Annotated in this window: 19 protein-coding genes and 6 pseudogenes; 8 read left to right on the top strand and 17 right to left on the bottom strand. The window is 59.0% G+C overall.

Translation table 11 applies throughout. The features are described 5' to 3' along the window. Positions 1-393: 393 nt before the first annotated feature. From glsA to P6U16_RS23830, 4 genes and pseudogenes are all read right to left on the bottom strand, one after another. Positions 394-1359 (bottom strand): glutaminase A, encoded by a 966-nt coding sequence (glsA, locus tag P6U16_RS23815; protein WP_277704733.1) that lies wholly within the window; start codon positions 1357-1359, stop codon positions 394-396. Positions 1360-2094: 735 nt separating this feature from the next. Continuing rightward, a complete protein-coding gene (locus P6U16_RS23820; RefSeq protein ID WP_277704734.1) occupies positions 2095-2397 on the bottom strand; it encodes a hypothetical protein in 303 nt (100 codons plus the stop codon). Further along, positions 2394-4914: pseudogene (locus P6U16_RS23825) on the bottom strand (cbb3-type cytochrome c oxidase subunit I). The gene P6U16_RS23820 and the pseudogene P6U16_RS23825 overlap by 4 nt, the downstream one beginning before the upstream one ends. Continuing rightward, a complete protein-coding gene (locus tag P6U16_RS23830; protein ID WP_277704735.1) occupies positions 4911-5531 on the bottom strand; it encodes a cytochrome B in 621 nt (206 codons plus the stop codon). The pseudogene P6U16_RS23825 and the gene P6U16_RS23830 overlap by 4 nt, the downstream one beginning before the upstream one ends. An 84-nt stretch (positions 5532-5615) precedes the next feature. Between P6U16_RS23830 and P6U16_RS23835 the strand changes: the two genes are divergently transcribed. Continuing rightward, on the top strand, positions 5616-6125 hold the full coding sequence (locus P6U16_RS23835; RefSeq protein WP_277704803.1) for a DUF2231 domain-containing protein: 510 nt from the start codon (positions 5616-5618) through the stop codon (positions 6123-6125). Here the strand turns inward: P6U16_RS23835 and P6U16_RS28530 are convergent. The 5 genes and pseudogenes from P6U16_RS28530 to P6U16_RS23865 form a co-directional block, all read right to left on the bottom strand. Then, positions 6095-7297 (bottom strand): cytochrome c oxidase assembly protein, encoded by a 1203-nt coding sequence (locus P6U16_RS28530; RefSeq protein ID WP_349017747.1) that lies wholly within the window; start codon positions 7295-7297, stop codon positions 6095-6097. The two genes, P6U16_RS23835 and P6U16_RS28530, sit on opposite strands and share 31 nt — an antisense overlap. 126 nt (positions 7298-7423) lie before the next feature. Then, the gene (locus P6U16_RS23850; RefSeq protein ID WP_277704736.1) at positions 7424-7747 is read right to left on the bottom strand and encodes a hypothetical protein; all 324 of its coding nucleotides are present in this window, start codon (positions 7745-7747) and stop codon (positions 7424-7426) included. A 223-nt stretch (positions 7748-7970) separates the two neighbouring features. After that, positions 7971-8172, bottom strand: a pseudogene (locus P6U16_RS23855) (transposase domain-containing protein); the annotation flags it as partial. Then, complete coding sequence (locus P6U16_RS23860; protein ID WP_277704737.1) at positions 8166-8447, bottom strand: hypothetical protein; 282 nt, start codon at positions 8445-8447, stop codon at positions 8166-8168. The gene P6U16_RS23860 and the pseudogene P6U16_RS23855, both read right to left, overlap by 7 nt. Positions 8448-8492: 45 nt before the next feature. Further along, positions 8493-10205 carry a conjugal transfer protein TraA gene (locus tag P6U16_RS23865; RefSeq protein WP_277704738.1) on the bottom strand — a complete coding sequence of 571 codons (1713 nt, stop codon included), beginning with the start codon at positions 10203-10205 and terminating at the stop codon, positions 8493-8495. 1086 nt (positions 10206-11291) lie between these two features. Between P6U16_RS23865 and P6U16_RS23870 the strand changes: the two genes are divergently transcribed. Both P6U16_RS23870 and P6U16_RS23875 read left to right on the top strand, forming a co-directional pair. Continuing rightward, entirely contained in the window at positions 11292-12002 is a 711-nt protein-coding gene (locus P6U16_RS23870) for a ParA family protein (RefSeq protein WP_277704805.1), read from the top strand. Then, positions 11999-12376 carry a hypothetical protein gene (locus tag P6U16_RS23875; RefSeq protein ID WP_277704739.1) on the top strand — a complete coding sequence of 126 codons (378 nt, stop codon included), beginning with the start codon at positions 11999-12001 and terminating at the stop codon, positions 12374-12376. Before P6U16_RS23870 ends, P6U16_RS23875 begins: the two co-directional genes overlap by 4 nt. 68 nt (positions 12377-12444) lie before the next feature. Here P6U16_RS23875 and P6U16_RS23880 read toward each other — a convergent pair whose 3' ends face one another. Continuing rightward, positions 12445-12588, bottom strand: coding sequence for a hypothetical protein (locus tag P6U16_RS23880; protein WP_277704740.1), 144 nt, complete (start codon positions 12586-12588; stop codon positions 12445-12447). A 441-nt stretch (positions 12589-13029) separates the two neighbouring features. Here P6U16_RS23880 and P6U16_RS23885 point away from each other — a divergent pair. From P6U16_RS23885 to P6U16_RS23895, 3 genes and pseudogenes are all read left to right on the top strand, one after another. After that, positions 13030-14060 (top strand): annotated as a pseudogene (locus P6U16_RS23885) (DUF1173 domain-containing protein). A 96-nt stretch (positions 14061-14156) separates the two neighbouring features. Then, positions 14157-14450, top strand: coding sequence for a WGR domain-containing protein (locus P6U16_RS23890; RefSeq protein WP_277704741.1), 294 nt, complete (start codon positions 14157-14159; stop codon positions 14448-14450). A 57-nt stretch (positions 14451-14507) separates the two neighbouring features. Next, positions 14508-14786 (top strand): HU family DNA-binding protein, encoded by a 279-nt coding sequence (locus P6U16_RS23895; RefSeq protein WP_277704742.1) that lies wholly within the window; start codon positions 14508-14510, stop codon positions 14784-14786. A gap of 45 nt (positions 14787-14831) precedes the next feature. On the opposite strand, the gene P6U16_RS23900 is transcribed toward P6U16_RS23895, so the two are convergent. The 5 genes and pseudogenes from P6U16_RS23900 to P6U16_RS23920 all read right to left on the bottom strand — a co-directional run bounded on the left by P6U16_RS23900 (position 14832) and on the right by P6U16_RS23920 (position 18829). Next, a complete protein-coding gene (locus tag P6U16_RS23900) occupies positions 14832-15143 on the bottom strand; it encodes a DUF736 domain-containing protein (RefSeq protein ID WP_277704743.1) in 312 nt (103 codons plus the stop codon). 370 nt (positions 15144-15513) lie between these two features. Then, the gene (locus P6U16_RS23905) at positions 15514-15708 is read right to left on the bottom strand and encodes a hypothetical protein (RefSeq protein WP_277704744.1); all 195 of its coding nucleotides are present in this window, start codon (positions 15706-15708) and stop codon (positions 15514-15516) included. A gap of 569 nt (positions 15709-16277) precedes the next feature. Next, positions 16278-16796, bottom strand: a pseudogene (locus P6U16_RS23910) (hypothetical protein). Between the two features lie 214 nt (positions 16797-17010). Then, positions 17011-17940: a zincin-like metallopeptidase domain-containing protein gene (locus P6U16_RS23915; RefSeq protein ID WP_277704806.1), complete on the bottom strand. Its 930-nt coding sequence runs from the start codon at positions 17938-17940 to the stop codon at positions 17011-17013. Between the two features lie 304 nt (positions 17941-18244). Then, positions 18245-18829 (bottom strand): hypothetical protein, encoded by a 585-nt coding sequence (locus tag P6U16_RS23920; protein ID WP_277704745.1) that lies wholly within the window; start codon positions 18827-18829, stop codon positions 18245-18247. Positions 18830-19362: 533 nt separating this feature from the next. On the opposite strand from P6U16_RS23920, the pseudogene P6U16_RS23925 reads away from it, so the two are divergent. Beyond that, positions 19363-19663 (top strand): annotated as a pseudogene (locus P6U16_RS23925) (hypothetical protein). Next, complete coding sequence (locus P6U16_RS23930) at positions 19663-20094, top strand: type II toxin-antitoxin system VapC family toxin (RefSeq protein ID WP_277704746.1); 432 nt, start codon at positions 19663-19665, stop codon at positions 20092-20094. The pseudogene P6U16_RS23925 and the gene P6U16_RS23930 overlap by 1 nt, the downstream one beginning before the upstream one ends. A 721-nt stretch (positions 20095-20815) precedes the next feature. On the opposite strand, the pseudogene htpG reads toward P6U16_RS23930, so the two are convergent. Together htpG and P6U16_RS28535 are read right to left on the bottom strand one after the other, a co-directional pair. Next, positions 20816-22707: pseudogene (gene htpG, locus P6U16_RS23935) on the bottom strand (molecular chaperone HtpG). 389 nt (positions 22708-23096) lie between these two features. Then, positions 23097-23438, bottom strand: coding sequence for a transposase family protein (locus P6U16_RS28535; protein WP_349017748.1), 342 nt, complete (start codon positions 23436-23438; stop codon positions 23097-23099). Positions 23439-23457: the final 19 nt, after the last annotated feature.

Consider the following 23457-nt stretch of genomic DNA (forward strand, 5'->3'; position numbering starts at 1 on the left):
CGTTCCGCGTAGCTCCAGTCGCGCGTTGACTTGCAAGGTGTGCGAACCCATCTTTGCATCATGCCAAAGCGCGACAGACAAGACGTTGAACTCCTGAAAACCTGGACCCTGCCTTCGAAAGCCACTCTCGGATCGGCCGTGCGCGCCCACGGTATTTTCCTCGAGATGCGGGCCAGGCTCCCGCAATCATCGAAGAAGCTGATAGTTCTCGAAGCGGGAGAACTCGTTCCCGTCACTTGGCGCAATGATAAGCCCTCCGCATTAGCGCCGGCCAACTAACTGGCAGAGCGGACGGAAAAGCTGCACTGGTCGTTCCTATCCCGGCGCTGCGGTGGAATACGAAAACCCATTTTTCACCCCTCTGCCTCGGCGACTTCGATTGAGGCCAAGGGCTTAGACCTCGCGACGCGCTTTTCCGAATACGGACCAGTCTGTCTTTAAGCTGATCAGTTCCAAACCGAGCGTCCCCAACCAGCTGTTTCCCATTGGGTCCAACGCCGGTGACCAGACAGCGACGGATGCCAGATGCGGCACGATGGCCAAAATGCCGCCTCCTACTCCTGACTTGGCGGGAAGACCGACACGATAGGCGAAATCGCCCGACCCGTCATACTGTCCGCATAGCATCATGACCGAGAGGATGCGGCGCGCCCTGCGCGCTGCGGATAGCGTCCCTTTCTTGTCCTGCTCCGGATCGTCAAGCAGCAAGAAACGTCCAGCCTTGGCAAGGCCTCGACAATCTAGTGTGATGGCGCATTGATGGATATACGCATCCATCACCTCCTCCACCGGGTGTTTCAGGTTGCCATGGTGCTTCGCCATGAACATCAAGGAACGGTTCAAATTACCTCCCGTGCGGTCGCTCTCCATGACGCTAGGATCGAGGATAAGTGTTTCATCGTCGAGCATTCGTTCAATAAGTTCGACCACATGCCTGTTGGGTCCGTCTTTTCCGCCAAGACCGACCAGTATATCGCAGATGACAAGTGCCCCTGAATTGATGAATGGATTTCTTGGGATACCCTTGCCTCGCTCAAGGTCAATGATTGAGTTGAATGGATCGCCTGAAGGGTCTCTCCCGATCCGTTTCCACAGGGTTTCGCCGATCGCCTCAAGCGCGACTTCCAATGCAAACACTTTAGAGATCGACTGGATCGGAAAACCGATCCCGGCATTGCCGGCGTACTCGAGGGAGCCGCCTTTCGTGAAAACCGCTACGCCAAACTTCTCGAAGTCCGCTTTGCGCGGAGCGGGGCTACTGGATTTTTCTGCCTCAGCCACCGCCTCGTCGTAAATTGCTGGCGCCCGCTTCTTAACCTGGGCAACCACGTCGTTCAAAATAGCCTTCAGTTCAGACATTTCAGCGCTCCCAAGTAAAGACAAAGAGATAGCGCTTGCGGGGCCATCGGCCAGTCGACAAGTCGTACGAGATGAAGCCAAGCGCCGTGAGCCAGCGACTAGGCTGTCGGGAACAACGATCTGGGGCTGTCTGTGTGCTCTCCCCTCTGAGCGAACCGCCAACACGGGCGCTCCAGACCGGTGACCGAGATCGCCCCGAAGCGGTCATTTATGCCGTCCGGCTAAAACGCTATGACCGCCAGAAACTAAATCGCCACCGCCAGTATGAAAACGAGGGAGCAGGACGAACAATGCCGCGACAGTGCCGGTGCTCACCATATCTCGGGCACTCCGTCGAAACCTGCCCGGCGTTGCGCCCAGGACCTCTTGGAACGACCTGATTAGCTGGATCGTAACCGGTGTTTTCCCCGCACATTGACCAAACTCGATTGGCTATTCGGAAAAATGCCGTTACGACGTTGATGGCAAGAATGCGCCAATAGAAGACATGGACTGCTTCGATGTTGGAGGCTGGAATGGGGCCGGAAGCGGAAAGTCGGCTGTCCGGCACCATTAGCATGACAGCGGACATGTGTGCTTCACGTAGGAAGGTCCGCAACTGGGCCCAAATCGGACTGCCACGACCGATGGGTCGTGTCTAAGTCTTCGCCGGTTTCCGCGCGGGCATCTCTGCATTTGCTTTACGTCGACGGTTCGGCCAACCTCCTCGTACTCAAAACTGCACGTCGTGGGTGTCTAAAGGCAGACCGAGGCGGCAATTACCGGCATTATGGTCCAAACCGCCGCGACAAGGGCGGTCGCGGCAAGTGCTGTGGCCGTCGTCTGCACAAAACGGGCCGGGGACGGTGCGTAGAGGACTGCCATCAGCGCGATAAGTTGAAGGACAATCGCAACAGCCCCGGCGGCAAGCAAAACCAGGCGGGCGTCGAGGTCCGCGGGCCAATGGCGCGAACACGACAGCCCCTGTAGCGCGTAGATTGCGCTAAAGCCGGTAAGCCAAACTGTAATCGGCAGCGACAGGCGCAGGATTTCGATCATGAAAACGCTCCTGGCAACCACGCCGCCGCCAGCGCTACAAGCCCGGTGGCGACGGTGAAATCCGCCCAGAGCCTCACGATCCCCGCCTCGCCAATGCGAGCGGGCGAGGCATACCCCGCTGCCACCCTCGCAGCCAGATAGCACAGCATGATCAAGGACAGGAATGTGTGCAGCCCGACATGGCCCGCCAGCAACCACAGCGTGGCGTCATAGGCATGGCTGGCAGGGTCCGGCCGATCCAGCATCACGCTCGCCGCAGCGATGGCCAGTGCCAAGGCGCCGACAATTCCAAGGGCGATCGTGGGCCAAGCAGCGCCGCCTTTGGCAATCGCACGCACCGCAAGGCGCGGCCCCGCGGTCAGCGCCAACGCACCAGTCAGTGCTAGCATGACGGCCCATGGCTGCGGCTGAAGATAGGATTGTGGCGGCCAGTTCGGAGCAACGGTCCACAGGAACGCATAGCCGAACAGCAGTGATCCGAAATGCACGCCGTCCGCAAGCAACAGGAACACCGATCCCCACCACCCCGGCGGGTCGGGACTTTCGGATGCCAGCGGCAGCATCGCGCCATGTCCCGCGTCAACGTGCCCTTCGTCCACGCGCGCGCCCAGACCCCATGCCCAGACAAGCGCAAGCGCAACCACGCCCACAAGCGCAAGACCCGCAACGATATAGGCCTCAAACAGGGGGCCAGAAAGGATGTGCTGGTAACCACGGCCAGCAGGAAGGGCAGCACGGAATTGCCCGGCAGCACCACAACTTGCGATGGCTCGCCGCGCGCGGTTGACACGATCAGCGTCTCGCGCCGGTTGCGGGATGCGTCGCCAAGATAGCCCTCGCCCCGCGCGATGTGCTGTGCGAGGGCCGGGTTGTCGTGCAGCGGGTAGCGGCCTTGTACGATGGGAATTGACGCAAAGCCGTAAGCAGGCGACGGGATTGCTGCCGCCCATTCCAGGGTTCCCGCCCGCCACGGGTTGCGCCGCCCCCGCACGCTGACAAACGCGTTCACCGCCACATCAAGGATGATCAGCGCAAAGCCGATGGCCATCACGAAGGATGCGATGGAGGCGACGAGGTTCAATGCCGTCCATCCCTGATCCGCGTCATAGGTCCAGGTCCGCCTGCGTTGACCCAGCAACCCCGCCATGTGAACCGAAAGAAACGTGATGTGGAACGACGGCACCACCAACCAGAACGCCACCTCGCCCAGTTTGAAAAACCGCGTCCGCCCGGTGAGCAGCGGCATGAAGAAATAGATCGCCGCGACCATCGGAAAGACATAGCCGCCGATCAGCACGTAATGCAGATGCGCCACCACGAAATGTGTGTCGTGGACCTGCCAGTTGAACGGCACCACAGCCAGCATCACCCCTGTCAGCCCGCCTATCACGAAGGTTGCAAAGAACCCCGTGATCCACAGCATCGGCAATTCCATCCGGGCGCGGCCTTTCCACAAGGTGCCAATCCACGAAAAAATCATGACCGAAGTCGGCACCGCCACGAGGGTGGACGCCGCTGAGAAGAACGCGAGGCCCATATGCGGAATACCGGTCGTGAACATGTGGTGGACCCAGAGGCCGAAGCTGAGCACGGCCAGCGACACGGCCGCCGCCACAACCCAGCCGTAGCCCAGCAAATTGGTGCGCGCCATCACCGGCAGGATGGTGGCGATCATACCCGCGGCGGGCAGGAAGATGATGTAGACTTCGGGGTGACCGAACAGCCAGAACAGGTGCTGCCACAGCAGGGGTCGCCGCCGTTTTCGACCTGAAAGAACGGCCAGTTCAGCGCGCGTTCCACCTCCAGCAGCAGCGAGCCAAGGATCATCGGCGGAAACGCCGTCAGGATCATCACCGACACGACCAGAATATACCATGCAAAGATCGGCATTCGCGCCAGGCTCATCCCCGCCGCGCGGTAGCGCAGCACGGTCACGATCACCTCGATCGCCGTCGCGATAGCCGAGACCTCGATCGATGTGATACCCAGCAACCAGACATCTGCCCCGATCCCCGGCGAAAACGCTGCCGAGGACAGCGGCGGATACATGAACCAGCCACCATCGGGCGCAAGGCCCATCAGCATGGCGATGATGACCGCACTGCCGCCGAAGATATAGACCCAAAGTCCGTAAGCTCCGAGACGCGGGAAGGCCAGATCGCGCGTGCCCAGCATGCCCGGCAGCAGCAGCATCGACATGGCCTCGAAAAACGGGATCGCGAACAGGAACATCATCACGGTGCCGTGCATCGTGAAAATCTGGTTGTAGACCTGCGGCTCCATGAAGGCCGAGTCTGGTGACGCAAGCTGTGCGCGGATCAACATGGCAAGGATGCCGCCAATGACAAAGAACGACGTGGCGACGATCAGGAACACGGTGCCGATGTCATTGTTGTTGCTGGTGGTGAACCAGCCACGAAAACGCTGATCGGACCCCCATATGCGCGCAAGGCCCCGGTGTAGCCTTAGCGCCGTGGCACGCGGTTGCGAGACGGGTGAAGGAGGGGCATCGGTCATTGTGTGCCTTCCGCCAGGAATGTGGCCCAGGACGCAGCATCATGCGCCTCGACCGTAAATACATGCTCACGGTAACCGCGCCCGCTGAACTCGGAACTTTGACCGTCATATGTGCCCGGACGCGCGGCTTCGATACGCAGCACGTTCACATGGCCGGGTATCGCATCGAGCTTGCCCGCCAGACGTGGCACCCAGAACGAATGGATCACATCGGTGCTGGTGATCTCGACATTGACGGGGCGACCCGCGGGAATGTGCAGAACGCCTTCGGTCGCATTGACTCGGCTCTCGCCATAGCGAAATGTCCACGCCCATTGCCGCGCGTCGGCCTGAACGGTCACCAAATCGTGCGCCGCGTGTGGCACCAACCGCTCACCGATGAAAAGACCATATAATGTCAGCGCGGCCAGCGTTACCACCGGAAAGCCAAGCCCAAGACCCCACATCCAGAAATTGGTTCCGCTCTCGTCCCTGTCTTGAACTGAAGGATTGGCGGGGCGATAAAGGGCGGCAAACAACAACGCCATAACGAAAAGAAAGATTGCCAACCCGCAAGCCAGCATGACCCACCACAATTCTGAAATTGCATGCGCTGCCGGTCCCGCAGGATGCAGCATAGAAAGCCTTTCCTGGCAACCAGTTGCGATCGCAAGCGTTGTCACGAATGCAACACCGCGAAGGAGTCTCGGGTGCCACAAAGGATGACGCAATCGGCGGAAGATATTGCCCCGCTGGAAGACCCGGTCGCCAACGATCCCTCTTTTCGGCAAACCGAAAGCCGCGTCGCGATCTGGGGCCATCCGTTGCATGCCATGACCGTGGCTTTCCCCGTGGCGCTGACGTTTTGTGCCTTTGGGGCCGACTTGCTTTACTGGTGGTCGGGGCAGGAACGTTGGGCCTGGGCGGCGCTCTGGGCCACCGGGACCGCTTTTCTGTTCGGCCTGCTGGCAGGGGCCAGCGGCACGATGGAATTGCTGATGGTCCCTGGCATCCGAATCCGCGCTGCAGCCTGGACGCATTTCGTCATCGCGGTCATGCTGCTGTCCCTGCTGGGGCTGAACTGGGGGTGGCGCCTGACAGGCTACGAGTCCGCCATTCTGCCCTGGGGCATACTCATGTCCGGCTTTGCGGTCATTGTCGTGGCAGCTACGGGTTGGCATGGCGGCAAGCTCGTTTTCGATTATGGTTTGGGTGTATCAAAGGGCAACTGACGACCCAAAGGTTGCAAAAGCCACGACGGCATCGGCATGTCGCCCAAATTGGGCTTGGCCAGAACAAGAAACAGAACGCCGATCACCAGACCGAAAATAAGGACCGTTGGAACCAGAGGTTCTGGCGGTTCGTGCTCGCCTTCCGTTTCGGCCACGGCGATGATCGTATGCCCGACCCATGCGTGCATCGCGACAAGCCCTGTGACGAGGACGAGCTTCCCAAAAATCCACACGGTAAAAACCTCACGAATGAAGATCAGGGTTGATCCGGTGAAAATTGCCAGAACCGCCACTGGCGTGATGACCCAGATATAGCCGAAATGCGTGGCGCGTCGGATCTGCGCGAATTCAGCCTGCAAGTCCGCGCGGTCGTGGCGGGCCAGCATGCGGGGCAAGGCGATCAGCCCGGCAACCCAGACAGCGACGAAACTCAGGTGCAGCGCCTTGAGATGAGGGACCATGCCTTCAATCCAGATCACTGGAGTTCTCCCATCTCGCGCCACGCCCGTCGTGCCAGCATTCCCCCACACGACAAACGGCAGGCCCGCTGGCATCCACATCATCAGCCCGCCAAGCTGCTGGTCAGACAGCGGCGACATCCCCCAAAGCATCGGTGATGCCGCGTGGGTTGCATAGACTGCATTCGGCGCAAGGGTCAGGATCGCGCCCAACAGCCCCATCGCAAGATATGCCAGAAACACCCACCCCGCGCCCGATCCTGCGGGTTGCGAAAACACTGCACGCCAGAAGAGGTATGCAGACCCGAATAGAGTGGCCTGCATGGCCCAGTAAACAGCCATATGCCCCAGCGCCGCGTCATAGGCCACAGGCGCATGCCACAGCCACAGCGCGACCGTGGCCTGAAGAAGCGGCAGAGCCACGCCCGTCGTCGCCCGTGCGGGGCGCGAGAGTGCAAAAAGTGGGGCTGCCACCGCGACCAGAAGAACATGATGCACCACCCGCGCTGAAAACAGCGCCGATGACAGAGCGCAAAGCGGTGACAGGAACGCAAATGCCAACACGATTATGCCAGCAGCGCCGGGGCGGGTCCGCCCTGCCCAAAGTGCCAGCGCGACCAGGATTGCAAGGGCCCAAGGATCGAAATTCCAGCGTGACAAAAGATCCGCCGGAGTCGGCGCGGGGCCACAATAGCTGCCCTGCCAACTGTTCACGTCGAGGCCGAAAAAGCAGGTGTTGCGACACTCATTTCTTCACTCCTGTGCGGGAAGGCTGTCCGCAGCCATCTCATTGTCTACCTGCGGCTTTAGGATCGAATTTACCTCCAACGCCCCACACTACTACAAATGTCGGTGCGGGGATCGACCGCCGCACCGCCCCAATTGTTGCCTCTGCGGTCGCGCACCACAGGAACCTACCTTGAACAGACGGCGGGGTATAGAGCCAAAGGGAAGTGCGTCGCCCAGCGTCCAAAGCTCGGGCAGCGTCGTGTGATTGATGGTCGCCACAAGCACATCGGCGAAGGGCTGCGCTTGCGACAGTAGCTTGCCCTCCGCCTCGCTAGCCGGCACGGCGGGCTCCTCAACGAGGAACAGTGGTTGCCCGGTGCGGCGATCCAGGACGAAGATGACCCTTGCTTCGTCGTCTGCACCAGCGCGGGACACTCACGCCGTTGCGCATGATGGGGCCGTCATTGCTCGCCGAGAAAAGGCCTTCGACCAGCGTATGTCCATGACATGGTCAAGCGCATTCCGGACCGGGCTCCGCTATTGTAGCAGACAGACCGCTTTAAGAAAATTTCGCCTCCGTGCGAACGACCGAAATGGAGGCGCGAAGTTGCCCCTTTCCGTCCAGCCAGCGATGACCGCAATGGGCCGACAGCAGACTTCAGCCGTTTGTCCGTCCCGAATAATTCCACGGCAAAAGCTCATCGATGGAACTCTGCCTGTGACCGTTGACGATGGCGGCGAGCGTCGCAGTCAAATAGGCCAGCGGATCGACGGCATTGAATTTGCAGGTTTCGATCAGAGGCGATTGTCGCCCAGTTCTCTGCTCCCGCGTCATGGCCTGCAAAGAGCGCGTTCAGCCTGCGTCTCTCGGATCTTCTTGAATTCGGGCATCGCGATCGTCGGGCCGGGCCTGCGTTAGCTCTCCATGCGGTGTGCCGCGATTTGCATCGGCGGCATCATGGGACTGGGTTTGTGAGGTGGACTTTTCATTCTCACGCTTTTGACGATCGGGCTCGAGAGATTGCAGTGCAGCTTTCAGTTCGTCATCAATTTCCGAAACCTCGCGAATGATGCCGTTGCCGGTCGCGCCTATTTCCGCCGCTTTGGTGATGTGTGCGGCCAGCTCTTTCTTCAAGTTCGGTAGGTCGTCATGCCTTCCAGCTGCAGTTCGCTCGATCGCTTATCGTGTTCTCTCGATATCGACAAGCACCTTATTCGCTGCATCGGCCGCGGCAAATCCATGTCTCTCGACCGCGTCGCTCCACCGTCGTTTGTCATCCTGTCGGCCATCGGCCCCTCGTTCTTGAGACGATTGATCGGAAATTCTGGACGGGCCACGGCCCTCAAGAAGTTCAACGATCTCACGGCGAACATTGACATGTTCGCGCGCCGCCTGCGCAATCTCCTCGAAATCCTTGCGCTCCTCAAGCGCCATGGCTTTCTCTGCCTGGAAGAGCGCGGTCTCGACCCGCTTTTCATATGCTTCGAACTCCGGTCGCGTCACGTGGCGCATATCGTCACCTTCAGAAACAAGCTCTGCCAACTTTACCAAATGTGTTCGAAACTGCGAGCCAGAATTTCCACTTTCTTGATGAACAGTCTTGCTGGTTCCTGCCGTGGTTCTGACTTCCTCCAGCCGAACGATCTGCGAGCGAACGAAGTTCTGTTGCGCGCCAAGCTCCCGAGACTGCAGGATTTCCCGCCACTCTCCCTGTGCCTTCTGCATATAGGCCTGGCTGCGGGCCGTTCCCGACCGGTCGGATCTATCGTCTCGTTTGGCATGGTAACGCCGCGCAGCCGCAGCACTGGTCCCCTCATGCTCAGTACATCCAATTGTGTTCATTGGACGCACCTGGTTCTTCGAATAGGCAGGCGCACTTGCCCGATCTCGCCGATCGGTCATCTCCATGTTGATGCCATGGGAGCGCGCCTTCTTGGCCATCGCTAGTCGCCACTGCCGAAAAGCGGCAATGGTTGTTTCGACCCGCTCGCCGGCATCCGATCGCATCGCGACGATGGCGTGGACATGAACGTGGGGACGCTTGCCCCCGTCCGCCTCCGCCTTCGGATCGCTGCCTGCATCGTGCAGTGAGAAGACGTAGCGATGGCCTGCGAACTGCTGGCCTAGAAAATCGCGCGCGGCACTTTGAAACGCTTCCGTGTCCGTACCGGCGCGGGCCGAGAGGATCAGGTGCATGACATCACGGGGTTTTCGACTGTAGAGTTGGTCCCGCCATTCGAGCTGAACGAGATCGCCAGCTTGCTTCGCATCGGCGATCACGCGTCCCCGTTCGTCCTGCACCTCGCCCTTGTGTGATGCCACCAGCGAGCGCACCTGGCTCGTGCCATAGTCAGTGCCGTTGCCGTAGCCAGTAAACCGAAAGGTCGCGTCCGCCCCGGCTCCCTCCAGACGCGTCTGCACGATCGCCGCGGCCTTGTCGTCCGCCGTCAGTCGCTCACCGCCGGTACTCCTAAGCACCGTCACGCCGTCAACGTCAAACCCGCTTCCATCCGCGCGTGCTGTGACCGCAAACGCGAAGGCGCGGTCCCCCAAGCCGTGTTTCACAATCTCACGAGCTCGGTCAAAGAGGTAATCGTCAGCGCGGCCGTCATCGGCGACCGAGATGTTGAAGGAGCCAATATCCCGGCTCTCGGACCGGTTCTTCATCAGGTGATTCCATTCATCAGCGACGGCGGAGAGCTGGTCACGGCCACGAAGCCGATCGCCACGTTCGTTCTCGACGGCAACGACGCCATTACGGGAGACATAATTGATCATCGCACCCAGTCTCGACCCGCCGCCAAACGATGCCATTTTGACAACGGCCGGCTGACTGCCAGAGGCAAGGCCGGCAAAGCGTGCCCGCATGGGCCGATCGGCGCGCCGCTTCACGCTGTCCGCACGCCCGTCCCCTCCGCTGCGAAATCGAAAGCCAAATGCCTTTGACGTTCCGGTTGACCCCGCCGGCGCGACACCCCTCCCCGGCGGCGGCGCTCTTCCTCCTCAAGCAAACTGCGGCGCCCGAGTGTCAGGTCGTGGAGAAAGGCCGCCTTGCGTTGCTCCCATTCAGCCGTGAATGCACCGAGGAAAATCTCCATCACACGCTGCCGACGCGTCTACGAGCGCCCCGCGCGGCAAAAGCCTGCAGTTCAAACAGCACGATCGCGACGGCGCGTTGAACATCTTCGATCACCTTTTTTCCTCCTGCGACCGACCCGTTTCACCCCTGTTGCGTGCTCGCGCCAGTTGGTTGAGATTGACGCCGACGGCTTTGACGTCGGCCAGAAGCAGGGAAAGGACTGCCCTGTCCGCGTCAGTGAAGAAGGGATGAAGCCCTGCACCCTCCAGGGTGAGAGAGCGCAAAAACCCGAGACCGTCATCCCGGCAGCGTCAGCAGCCTGCTCGATCCGCTCGATTTCGGTCGCGCTGAAACGCGCATGGACAACCTTGTTTCTGCGCTCCTGCCTAATATCATCGCTCGCAAACGAACCCATCAGACCTTCCTTGAAGCCAGCCGCAGGCCTCATCGACGGCCCGTCCGTCGATCGTTAGCAAATTTGTATCACAAATTTGCGTATCCTGCCAAAACTAAGATTACCTCATCGGTAACATATTTTCAAGCATCCGACCACGACAAAACGCGGCGCCTCGACCCGAAGCGCTTCCCCTTCTGTCGCGGATCGACGACGGCGAACCTCGCGGTGCCAATGACTGCGACAACGACCTGCACCACAAATGTATGATTTAATCGCGTTGTATCAATGCGTTGTGTGACTATACATCCGCTCGCTACATTGCAGCAATTCAAGCCTACGACAGATGTATGGAGTGTGGAATATATTCCACACTGTAGCATGCGGATGTTGCGCCGAGGTGTATATCAGTTTTGGAATGAACATATTGTATTCATTTTTGCTTGCGCCCAAGCGCGTCTTCGAAGCACAATACCCATTCAGAAGATTGGATACGGGACGACAGATGACGCGAACCTATGCGGCAGTGAGCAATAAAGGCGGGGCCGGGAAGACGACGCTGGTGACGTTGGTCGGAGGGGAATACGCGTTGCGCGGCGAGCGCGTTCTGCTGATCGATGCCGACAACAGGCAGAACCTGTCCGGCTGGTGGCGACTTTGTGCCGAGAAGAACAACGTACCTGACAATCTCGAAGTGACCGTTGCATCAACGCAGCGATCGATCGAACAGGCCATCAACAATCTGGGGCGGGCGTTCGATCTCGTTATCATCGACGCTCCAGGCGTCGACAGCACCTTGCAGACCACTATCATCCGCTCGGCCGAACTGGTGATATCGCCGATTCAGCCGGCGATAAAGGAACTTGAAGCAGCCGGACAGGCGGTCGCCACGGTGAACGAGATCAACGACCGCTTCGGCCTGTCTATCGACCATATCAACGTGCGCACCCGCATCTCCGTTCCGGGTCGGAACATGGAGGCGTATCGCTATATCCGGCCCTTCGTCGCCGGCCTTATCGCTGGCGACTATCGAACGCGATTGCTCGATACAGAGCTGTTCGAGCGCAATATTTACCGTGAGATCCAAAACGGACTTGGGACATTGCAGATGCAGGAGCTGACCGATCCGGTGCGAAAAGCGAGACTTGAGGTTCAGGCACTCGTCGACGAGATCGAGCAACACAGAATGTCGGAAGGCATTGAGGGCGCAGCATGAGCAAGGGTGGACTTGGATTGTCGGATCTATCGATTGCGCCCCGTAAATCGGAACGTCCTTCGGGACCGGTCGCCAGCGTCACCACGCTCGTGCCGGCACCCAACGAGACGGTCGCACCTTCAATATTGCCAAAGCCGAGTGAGAAGCAACGCCGCGAAACGGCGGAGACGCGGGCCATAGTGCAGGAGGATGCGCGCTATAGCCTCAAAAACTTGAAACGGTCCAAACAGCGCAATGTCAAATTCTTCGTCAATATTGCTCTCGACTACGAGCTGAAGGCGCGGCTTCAGCGGGCAGCCACAGAGAACGATCTCAAAATGACTGCGGTGGTCAAGGCGGCACTCGATTATTATCTGAAGGAGAATGACTATTGAGGACGGCAGACGATACCGGCGCCGGTCGATCCGGCGGCGGGATCGCATCCACCGCGAAAATCTGGCCCCTAGTCGGGGACCATGTTTTCGAGCAGGGCGTCGCGTTCCTTGACTGCGGCGGCCAGCTCCGCCTCGATCTGGCGGCGTTCCTCGCGGTCGACTGCGTTGCGAAGCTCGGCGCGCAGTTCCTCAACGTGTTGTTCGATCGTCATCTTCGTCTCCTTGACGTTTGTGAAAGATGGAACAGAGGCGGTGGAAGGGCGATGACGGGTCAAGGTTCGCGCAGCGACCGGCGGAGCCGGCGTGCGGAGGAACCGATTTTGTCGGAGCAAGGCGTAGGCAAAATTGGAGGGGCCGCGCGACCTTGAGGCGGCATTGTCCTTCCACCACACTCGCAGATTTCAGCAGACAGGGGTGTTGTCTCGTGTGGCACCATGAAGGAGCGCTGCGGCAGACGAGCGATCGGTTGGAGGCATAGACGCTGTGAGCAGACGCTACCGAATAGGCCAGACCATTGTGGCAGAGGACGATCCGGCCTTCGGCCCGATCCTTGCGCAAGCCTATCAGACGAGGCAAAGACCCATCTGCCTTTGCTGCGACCGGGGGCGGCGATGTATATCGCCCGCATTGGTGAGCAGTTTTGCGCCAAGCGCATGCCACTATCGGGTTCCGACCACGACCCACAATGCCAGTCCTATGAACCGCCCTATGAGCTCTCGGGGCTTGGGTCATTGATCGGCGGGGCGATCCAGCTCGATCCAGCCAAGGGATTGGCCGCGCTCAAACTGGATTTTCTCTCTCCAAGCGCGGCGCGCGGATGATGGCGGGAGGACCGACGCTGAGCGAAGGACCGGTCAAGAATGAGGTCAAGAAACTCTCGCTGCGTGCGCTGCTGCATTATCTCTGGCACCAGGGTGGCTTGACCGAGTGGACGGCGCACTGGGCTGGCAAGCGTCATTGGTTTCAGGTCCGCAGCCATCTGATGGAAGCCGCAGCGACGATGACGGTCAAAGGTGCGCCGCTTTGCGAGCGCATGCTCATCCCGGAAAACTTCCGACTGGAAGACAAGGCGGCCATCGAACAGAGGCGGGCCGTTGCGCTTGCAGATATTCGGGCGCCTGCGTCTGGACCGAGAAAACTAATCTTGCTTGTTGGCGAGGTGAAGGAGTTTGCGCCGGCGCGCAGCGGCCAGAAGATCGTTATCAAGCATATGCCAGGGTTCCCGCTGGTGGTTGAGGACTGCACCTGGCGCCGGCTGCAGTCGCGCTATGCCGCAGAGCTTGAACTCTGGCAAGCGAATAACGGGTTTCATCTTGTTGTGATCGCAACGTTCGGCATGATGCCGTCTGGACTTGCCAGTATCGATGAGATCGCCCTGATGTCGGCAACTGAGCAATGGTTGCCGATCGAGAATGCCTACGAGCAACGACTTGTCGACGCTTTGTCACGGCTCAGTCTGAAAAGCGTAAAGGGCCTGCGGTTCAACCTGTCATCGACGCAGCCGATTGCGGCGGCCACTCTTCCCCATCGCCGGCCCTCGCCCGCAGCGCTCTATATCGTGCCGCCGGACGCCGACGATGAATTCGAGATGGCGCTTTCGGAGATGATCGCGGCGCGGCCCGATGTCGATCCGTGGATCTGGCGTGTGGCTGAAGGTGAGATGCCGTCCTTTCCAATCCGGTAAGCGACCGTTTTTTCTATCAATGCAATGAATCGATCATGAGGGACCGATTCAAAACTCTGATTGGACGCAGATTCCCGAACGGGCGATTCTGCAGCCATGATTACCCAACCTTATCATGTCTATATCGAGCGGGTCGATGCCACGAAGAACATGGCGCGCTTTTATGCGCTTTCGATCCAGTCGACCTTGTTCGGCGAAGCATCCCTTTTGCGCTGCTGGGGTCGTATCGGATGTCGGGGCCAACAGAAGATCCACATGTTCGAGCACGAAGATCAGGCGGTCGATCTATTCCTCGAACTGCTCTCCAAAAAGCGGAAGAGAGGTTATCGGCCCCGCACAAACTGTGGAAATCCTGACCATTCTGCTCCGCTTGCCGTGGCGGGAGAATGACATCGTCCGCATTGACTGTCAGTGATTCCGACATCGATAACGATGCGGAGAATTGACATGACGACAACCAATGAGATTGCCGACAAGCTAGCCACCGACCATGGCCTGACCAAGGTTCAGGGAAAGGCCGTGGTTGAGGCAGTGATTGCAGCCATCACTGAGGCAGCGATTGCCGGCAACGAAACGAGCCTCCCCGGCTTCGGAAAGTTCAAAATCAAGGACACCCCGGAGCGCGACGCGCGCAATCCAGCAACCGGCGCGACCGTCAAGGTCCCCGCCGCTAGGAAGCTGGCGTTCACGCCGGCCAAGGCGTTGAAGGACGCGCTCAATAAGTGACATGACGAAAGCCCCGCTCGGATCGAGCGGGGCTTTCGTGCTTGTTCAGCGCCGGGTGTTGCGCGACCAGATGAGCTGCAGACCTTCCTGGCCCTGCACTTCGGTAAGCGTCGCGTAGATCGGGGCCGGAAAGCTCGGATCGTCGAGCTTGACGGAGATGTAGTCGCGATCGGTTTCGCGGGCCTGTTTCTGCCATCCTGCGCCGAACTCGACATTGCCGGCCAGGACCCGGAAGTCGGGAGCGTCTTCCGAGCTGCGCTCGACCCGGACGATCTTTGCCTTGACGTTGAGGTTGAGGGTCTTGATGGTGCCGGAAAAGCCGTTTTCCGAAGCGGTGAAAGAGCCGATGGTTGCCATTGTCGTGATCCTTTTCAGTTGCTCGGGCCGCGCCCATCGCGGCCTCGATGGCTGTCGATCAGACCGGGGGCGATCGGCCCGCACCTGAAAGGGCCGAAACGAAGTGAAGGACGGCCATGGGCCGAGGCTTTCTTGCCTCGCGAGGAATGGCGGCGCAGCCGTCAGGGAAGAAAACGAGCCGGCCGTTGCGGATGCCGATCGAGCCGAGCAGCGTGAGGCGGTCTTCGGTCAGACATGCCCCATCGAGACCGCAGTGGGTGTGCCTTGCGCGTGATGAAGGAAAGGCAATGGCGGATAAAGGTGTGACACCAGCAGCGACAATACTACCCCCGCATTGATCCCCGCCCGCCTTGAGGCAAGGCGATCGCCATCACAAGCGCGCGACACCTGCGAGTTTTCGAGCCGCAGCCGCCTGTTTGACGGTGCTGGCGACAGTCTTGAGAAAGGCAGGGCTGAAAGTACCAATCGGCGTGGTCGTCTCGAAGTCGAATGCCTTGTCGAGCTCTACCCGATTATACTCGTCGAGAATGATCCAGCAGGGAAATCCAATCCGGCGCGCCGGCACTCCATCTGGCTGATGACAAGGGACAGCCGGTCAGTTCCGGGCAATCGCGACGTGATAGGAAAGAGAAACACAACACCCGGCGCCGTGGCGGTGCGAACGACGACACAGGTGGGCCTTGCCTGCGACCCGACTCTTCTTCAGCTGCCGCCTCGCGGCTCCACAGATAGAAGAACCGGACGATCTGCCCAGGCTCAAGCATTGTCTGTCCCGATGATATCGTCCAAGCCGGTCATCAATTCCTGATGAATGTCTTCCGGTGCGTCGAGCAATCCGTAGGTCTGCGTGTGCGAACGACCTATAAGCTTTCGGTATTTGCTCGGCTGTCAGGATGACAAGCTTGTCTTTGCCCCGTTTTGTCAAGCTCACCGGTTCGACAAGGGCTGCCTCGAGGATTTCCCCGAAGCGCGGTTCATGTCTGAAAAGGTAAACTGCTTCATCTCCATGTCTCCGTCGTGAATTACCTATAATACGTATTGTATGCAATTCATGCAATTGAAATCGGCGGTGATGTTTCGTTCGCCGAGCGCACGGAGGATCATCACACACCTCCCTGGGAGGGCTGATTTATGTCAGCCGAGGCAGATCTGCGTGTCCTGGATCGGATGCAGCAGACGCGGTTCCGCGCCAATAAGTCGACGGGCATGGATAGCAATGCCGGTCTCCCGCACAATACCGGCATAAGGGGCGCGAGGGAACCAAGTTCCTCATTGGTCAACGCAACCAGCTCGGGGCAGTCGACGTGGACATCCGTGTCATCGACTGCCACCGCGCTGATCCAGCGACCCCATCGAGGCGGTATTCGTGTGTGCCGTAGTCGATGTCGATCTCATCCAGAAGGTTGATTGTGACCCGCCCGAAGATCTCGATCTCGCCGTCCAGTTGGAAAGCGGCAATTCGTCACCGGCGAGACGTTGCCGCTCCAAGTCCATAATGATCCGAACCCGATCGATGGCTGCGTCCAGCCCCTCAATCAGACGCTCATGAAGCCTCTGGCAAAATGCGCTGTCACAACTGAGACTGTTAGCAAGGACGATGAGCTGGAAGCCGGCAAGTTCGACATATAACGACAGGCTATGGATTGATATCATGATTTGATCTCCTTCAACTGGATGAAGGAGATCGACCACTCCTTCGCAAAGAGGGGTCAAGGACTGCGGACGCGGCTTGCAAGCGGGGGAGACCGCGCCGTCCTTGACGCCGGATTTGCTGGAGTAGAAACAGGGCGTCAGAGAGAAGAGCCCCGCGGCTCCAAAAGGGGACGCGACTGTTTCCAACGGAGTCGGCATGCGTCTGGAACGAGCACTAGGCTGCATGGCGTTGTGACTCTGACTTCAGATCGTGAAGAAAAGCGACGGATCGCTGCGCTTGGGCCGCGGCCTGGACGATGAAGCGCCTGTCATTCTTCAACACCGAGAGCCACGACGCGAGATAGCTGGCGTGGTCGGGGCGGGGTTCCATTTCCGGTACGATGCCGAGATCGGCGGCGAGAAAGACGGCGCCGAGTTCGGCGATCAGTTCTTCGCGCGCTCGCTCGGTGCGGTCTTTCGCGTATCGCGACAGATCACGATTGAGCCGCTGAGTGGCACCGGCCCAATGCACGCTTTCATGCGCGAGCGTTGCATAGTAACTCTCAATGTCGCGGAACGTCTCGATCGGCGGCATCTGGATGATATCCGACCCCGGCGCGTAAAAGGCCTTGTCGCCGCCGTGACGTATGACGGCACCTGTGGCCGCGAAGAATGCGTCCGCATGCGCGATCCTGTCGATCGGTCGAGCGGTTCCACCATCGGGCGCATCCGCGTATCGGTCCCCGAGACCGTCGATCTGTTCGACGTTGAAAACCGTGTAACCTTTCAGGAAGGGGATATCGCGCTCGATCTCGTTTCCCGCGCCGTCGGTCTCGGTCTTGCTGATCCGGTTGGCATAAACCACCATCGACCCGGTCTCACCCTTTCTGACACATGCGCCAATCTCCTGCGCCTGCCGAAACGTCATCCAGGTCGACGAGACGTAGCCGCGAACCATAGCTTCAGCCCAGAGAAGCAACACATTGATGCCCGAATAGGGTTCGCCGTTGTGGCGTAATGGCCGGGACACGCCACAAACAGGGTGTTTGCTGTTCCAGGGCTGGACCCACGGCCGCACGCCCTCGTCCAACGCCGCAATCATCCTGTCGGTGATGCGCGTATAGACATCCACCCGCTGCTCGCCCGTCCTCTTATCGTTTTTCATCATCCTGACCTCGCTTTTGCAAACCGCGCCAATCGCGGATCGTCACGGCGGTCGAAGCAGCGGCGCCCGGAGGAGGCGCACCCGATGAGAGACAGTGTTGACCGTTGGAACCTTGGCGGATGGGCCGAAACGAAGTGGAGGACGGCTTGGCCGTTGCGACCCTCCCTCTCCGGCGACGCTAGACCGCTCACCGGGACGAGCCTTGATCGGCGCGGCGCCTGGCTGTCGACACAACAAAAGCCGGCGCGTTTTGCGCGCCGGCTTTCGCCGCAATGAAGGAAGGGGCCTTCGCCCCTTCTTCGGTTCAGTCAAATGCCGACATCTGAAGCGATGCGGCCTTCTGATCGATAAGCTGGGCTGCGACCGACGAACCTGAGCGCTCGTAGGGCTTCCAAGTCTCGCCAGTGATCTCCTCGTAGGCCGATGCCGCGCCTTCGGCCGCCATGCGCAGGACGTGGGCCTGCAGTCCTGTGTCGGCTGCGAAGTCGCGCTTCCGCTGCGCTCGGCTGTCGAAGCCTACCGGGCCGTCCAGGTCCTCGTCTCTGGTGCCGTTGGAAAGTTTGCTAGTGAGATCGCGGGCCTCTGTGACCGCGCGGCTGTAGAACTGTCCGGCGCCGTAAGCCGAACCGACAAAGGATCCGACGATGCGCTGCATGTGGATTTGCATCGCCTTTTCGGCAAGGACCTCCTTTAAGGCATCGGCACTTTGGATCAATTGGCTGCGGTGGAGGTCGCGGATCCCGTCGCTGTCGATGAGGGTAAGGCCGAAGCTTTCGGAGATGCACAGGGCCTGGGCCGCGTCGGGGCAGGCGTGCCTGACCATTTCGAGTGTGGTGGCGCGCTGGAATTTTGCGGGACGGTTCTTCTGGGTGGAGTTGAGCGGTGCCATGATCGGATCCTTTTGAGCGATGTTTCAGCAAAGCCCGGGGTGCCGGTTGTCGTCCGGCTCAGCCACTCGGGTGCGGGCAGAAGGACATGGGCGTCAGCGGCCCGGCCCAAGGTCAGGACATTGTCAGGAGGAGCGGGGAAGGTTTGCGGATGGTGCTGCCCGCACTTGCGGGCTGCGACAGACGCGGGCCTGCCTTGCGACGCGGCGATGATCCTGCCGCAACGCGGCGCGCCAGCGGCCTTTGACTGGGACGCGCCCATGTCAGACCACAGCAAAACCGAGGTGCTGTCCCGGCCGACGATCTGATTCACGACAGCATGATGCCCTCGCCACGTGATCGACCTTGGCACCGCCGCCTCACCCACACAGGGGCACTGAAAAATCTTGGTCCCACTACACTCAGTGCAAGCCGCCTTGTGGGTATCGAACCATCGGCCCGGAGATTGTCCGGCGCCCAACTTGGCAAAGTGCGGGGGTGGCCCTGTATACCAAGATATTTTCAGCTAATTTACCGGGATACCCAGGAGGACACAATGTCCAGCTCTCAGACCCGCGCAATTCAGAACTACAGAGCCCGCTTGAGTGATCGTGGGCTCGCTCGTTTCGAGGTACTCGGCCGTGACGCCGATCGTGACCTCAATCAGGTTGTTAGCACGCCGTCTGGCAGAAAATGGCACAGAGTCCGTAAGATTGCGCGCGGCCGTGAACGATACGATCAAGGGTGAACCGCCCAAGAAGGGTGGGATTCTCGCGGCACTTGGCCGTTCGCCGCTCGTTGGCGCTGAGATCGAAATCGCCCGTCGCCGCGAAGAAGGTCGTGAGACCGATCTTTAATGCGCTACCTTCTAGATACCAGTGTTCAAAGTAACATTACCAAGCCAGAGCCATCCTTCGAATTGATGACATGGATGGCCGATCAGACTGATGAAGATCTTTTTATCGCTTCCCTCACAGTGGCTGAAATCCATAAAGGCATCCTGGAGAAGCCCGCCGGTAAGAAGCGAACCTCCTTCGAGAGGTGGTTTGTAGGTAATGATGGGCCGCAGCGTCTTTTTGCCGATCGTATCCTGCCCTTCGATGAAACGGCGGCTCTAATTTGGGCGCAGTTGATGGCTGAAGGAAAAGCAAGTGGGCGACCACGTAGCGGCCTTGATACTATCATCGCTGCCACTGCCCGGGCGAACGGTTGCATTGTCGTGACCGACAATGAGAAAGACTTTTACGGCATTGAATTGATCAATCCGCTTCGCACCAGCGTTAACTGAGGCCCCATTGCTGATAGATTGGGCTTTGTGGCGTAACGCCGATTTATGGAACTTTAGCGCGCTACCGGTTACCCTTTGCCGTTCGACTATTCCGCATTTTGGCAGCTTACCTTGAAAGGCCCGCTAGGGCGCGGCGCGGTCGTTTCGTGCCAACCTAGCTGTTTCTCGCTGGCCCGCACCTTAGACTACGTATCCGGGATGACGGGGTGAAGTGATTTTGGAGACGGTGCTTTGCTGTGATTGCTCCAAGTCGCTTCTAGATTCCAACTGTAAATCACCGTCGGCGAAAATGGCTGCGACAAGGACCACGTCCGGAATGCCCCTCGCATTATCCAACGGCAAATAATTCCGAGTTATGTGAACTTCGATACCCGCAATGGTTATCTCAATTGCTACAAATTGCAATCATCCGCCTCGCCTACTCAATGAAAATAGCTCGTTCAAAATCAGGCTCATTGTTCCCTCATCCCGGGGCGACACCTGATCGGCTATGAAGCCGAACCGTCGACCCGTTGTCCAAACCAAATGAAAACTCAAAGATCCGGTAAAATAACAGAAGCTTAGTAGGCAGTGCACTGGGAGCGACTGGCGATGACCTGAGATCATGAACGGAGAAGGCTGTTCATTCCCAGAAAATGCGAACATTCGGCGATCGCGCTGATCGACCTCCTCTGCCTGGGCTTTCTGGCGAGGCAGCCGAAGACCACCTCGCCAAGACTTGTTACTTGCCGTGCCCGATCGCAAGCGCAAACAGCCTGGCCTGCCGGTCAGCAAACGCGCGCGGGTTGGCGGGCTTGTCCCCATCAAGAATGCGTGCTTCGTCAAGCAAAAGCCAAGCCGCATCCTCGCGAAACGCCTGATCGTCCATCGATGCGATGCTTTTAACACGCTCGCTCTGCGCGTTGATCTCCAGGATCGGTTTCGATGCTGTCTGCAACCGCCCTGCCCCTTGGAGGAGTTTTTCGAGTTGGCGATCGGGGCCATGTTCCGACGCGACAAGGCAGATCGCGCTTTCGGTCAACCGGTTGGAAACACGCACGTCAGCGACCTCCTCACCGAGTGCGCTTCGCGCGAAATCGATGAACGCTGTAACTTCGGGGAAGCTTGCCCACCACCCTCATCGGTGTCTCCATGGCCGGCCACAGCGTTCAGATCGGCAAGACCCTGGGTAACCGATTTAAAAGGCTTGCCCTCGAAATCTGCGGCGTTGGTCGGCCAGAAATTGTCTACGCCGTCGGTAAGCAGAAGGACTTCGATACCCTTGGCCCGAAAACCCTCGAGTTGTGGCGACGATTTCAGCTGGTCCAGACTGGAGCCGCTGATGTAATAGATCGCGGACTGCCCCTGCTTCATTCCGGCCAGATAGTCGGCCAAGCTCCGAGTTGCCTCGCCGGACACGGTAGTACGGAAGCGCGCCAGCTTCAGCAACTGCGCGCGCCGCTCAAAGTCGTCGTAAATACCCTCCTTGAGAATGGCGCCGAACAGATCCCAGGCCTTGGAAAAAGTCTCGGCTTCGCCTTCGGCCATCTTCTCTAGGGCGGAAAGGATCCGGCTCGTCACGCCCTTCTTGATGGCGGCAAGCACGGAACTTTCTTGGATCATCTCGCGGGAGATGTTGAGCGGCAGATCCGAGGTGTCGACGATGCCGCGGACGAACCGCAGGTAACGCGGCAGCAACTCGGCTTCGTCGGTTATGAAGACGCGCTTCACGTAGAGCTTCATCCGACCCTGTCGGTCTGGATCGAACAGGTCGAAAGGTTGAGAGCCGGGGATGAAGGCAAGCGTCGTATATTCGTGGCGTCCCTCAGCGCGAAAATGAACGTTAGCCAACGGCTCGTCGTACTGGCCTGAGATACTACGATAGAAATCGTCGTAATCGTGCTTGGATATATCGCTCTTCTGCTTGATCCAGAGCGCTGCACCATCGGAGACCTGTGACGGCTCCGCGCCGTCTTTGTCAACGAGACGGATAGGAACAGGTACGTGTCCTGATTGATCACGAATGATCTTTTCGACCGCCCATTTGCTGGTATATTTCTTCGCATCGTCCATGAGATGTAGCACGACGCGCGTACCGCGTGCTGGTGCTTGACCGACATCGACGGCGACAACCTCATACCTTCCCTTGCCGTCGGATGACCATTTCCAGGCCTCTCCATCGCCGGCGCGGCGGGAGATCACATCGACCCGATCGGCTACCATGAACGAGGAATAGAAGCCGACACCGAATTGGCCAATCAGCTCCGCTTTCTCTCCAGCTTTGGCCGCCTCAAGCCGCTCCATGAACGCTTTTGTCCCCGAGCGCGCGATCGTGCCAAGCGCGTCGATCATCTCGTCGCGGTTCATGCCAATGCCGGTGTCCTCGATAACGAGTGTCTTCGCCTCCTCATTGAGCGTCACGAGAATTTCCGGCTGGGTTCCATCGGACGAGAGCTGCGGCTTGGAAATCGACTCATATCGCAGCTTTTCGCAGGCATCCGCCGCGTTCGAGATCAATTCCCGGAGGAACACGTCTTTGTCCGAGTAAACCGAATGCACCATCATATGCAGGAGTCGGCTGACATCGGCTTCAAATACGTGTTGCTCGGGCTGTTGTTCTTCTACTGTCGTCATTGATAACTCCATCGCACAGAAATCGCCGATCAAATGGTTTTTTTGGGATTAGAATTCAAGCGCAGTCTGTCGCGTGGCAAGCGTCGGAGTAACACTTTGGACAGATTTTATCGTCCTCTCCTCAAATTCTGATCGGCAACTCTCCACAGCCTCCCCAAGAGCCTCTGCCGAAACGCTCCGGGTCCTCGTACTGTGGAAGACGATTTGGCAGGCTGAATGACCTATCCCACGCCTTGATAGGAGTCGAACCGGCGACAGGTTGGTCAGATAGCTTAAGTGTCTGAAAAGACATACTTCGTGGGATAACGCCTATTTATGGAACTGTTGAGTTCGCCGAGATTCGCTTTACTCTTCTTGGCACGCTGATTGACCAGAGTGATCAAGCTGGCTCATTCCTCGGTGAACGCCCGGTTGAACGAGTCTAGGATTGGACGTGACAGATATTCGAGGAAGGTCTTCTCGCCGGTATCGATGAAGACCTCGATCGGCAAGAGCCTGATTTTCACAGCTTGACCTTGAACAGGCAAGTCTTGCAGACGGCGGTGGTGCCAGCTGTGCCGATGCTGACTCCGCGCTCCACAATCCGGACAGATGCCGACCGGTTTCGCAGCAGCGGAGATAACCCAGTTTCCTTCATCTTGGAGGGTGATACCCAGAACTTTGACCCCTGGGCCGGGTGACCATTTCAATTGCGCTCGCATTCTCGCAGATAGCAGTCGAGGCGCTAACATCCTGTGAACCACGGAAATT

It is taken from the genome of Rhizobium sp. 32-5/1, from assembly GCF_029537235.1.
In the GTDB taxonomy this organism is placed as follows: domain Bacteria; phylum Pseudomonadota; class Alphaproteobacteria; order Rhizobiales; family Rhizobiaceae; genus Pararhizobium.

What these genes read in the sequence shown, in the direction of transcription:
- P6U16_RS23820 (WP_277704734.1), bottom strand. Translation starts at nt 2,397, where the DNA reads ATGATCGAAATCCTGCGCCTGTCGCTGCCGATTACAGTTTGGCTTACC.
- glsA (WP_277704733.1), bottom strand. Translation starts at nt 1,359, where the DNA reads ATGTCTGAACTGAAGGCTATTTTGAACGACGTGGTTGCCCAGGTTAAG.
- P6U16_RS23870 (WP_277704805.1), top strand. Translation starts at nt 11,292, where the DNA reads ATGACGCGAACCTATGCGGCAGTGAGCAATAAAGGCGGGGCCGGGAAG.
- P6U16_RS28535 (WP_349017748.1), bottom strand. Translation starts at nt 23,438, where the DNA reads ATGTTAGCGCCTCGACTGCTATCTGCGAGAATGCGAGCGCAATTGAAA.
- P6U16_RS23915 (WP_277704806.1), bottom strand. Translation starts at nt 17,940, where the DNA reads ATGAAAAACGATAAGAGGACGGGCGAGCAGCGGGTGGATGTCTATACG.
- P6U16_RS23895 (WP_277704742.1), top strand. Translation starts at nt 14,508, where the DNA reads ATGACGACAACCAATGAGATTGCCGACAAGCTAGCCACCGACCATGGC.
- P6U16_RS23830 (WP_277704735.1), bottom strand. Translation starts at nt 5,531, where the DNA reads ATGCTGCATCCTGCGGGACCGGCAGCGCATGCAATTTCAGAATTGTGG.
- P6U16_RS23900 (WP_277704743.1), bottom strand. Translation starts at nt 15,143, where the DNA reads ATGGCAACCATCGGCTCTTTCACCGCTTCGGAAAACGGCTTTTCCGGC.
- P6U16_RS23930 (WP_277704746.1), top strand. Translation starts at nt 19,663, where the DNA reads ATGCGCTACCTTCTAGATACCAGTGTTCAAAGTAACATTACCAAGCCA.
- P6U16_RS23835 (WP_277704803.1), top strand. Translation starts at nt 5,616, where the DNA reads ATGACGCAATCGGCGGAAGATATTGCCCCGCTGGAAGACCCGGTCGCC.
- P6U16_RS23880 (WP_277704740.1), bottom strand. Translation starts at nt 12,588, where the DNA reads ATGACGATCGAACAACACGTTGAGGAACTGCGCGCCGAGCTTCGCAAC.
- P6U16_RS23920 (WP_277704745.1), bottom strand. Translation starts at nt 18,829, where the DNA reads ATGGCACCGCTCAACTCCACCCAGAAGAACCGTCCCGCAAAATTCCAG.
- P6U16_RS23875 (WP_277704739.1), top strand. Translation starts at nt 11,999, where the DNA reads ATGAGCAAGGGTGGACTTGGATTGTCGGATCTATCGATTGCGCCCCGT.
- P6U16_RS23890 (WP_277704741.1), top strand. Translation starts at nt 14,157, where the DNA reads ATGATTACCCAACCTTATCATGTCTATATCGAGCGGGTCGATGCCACG.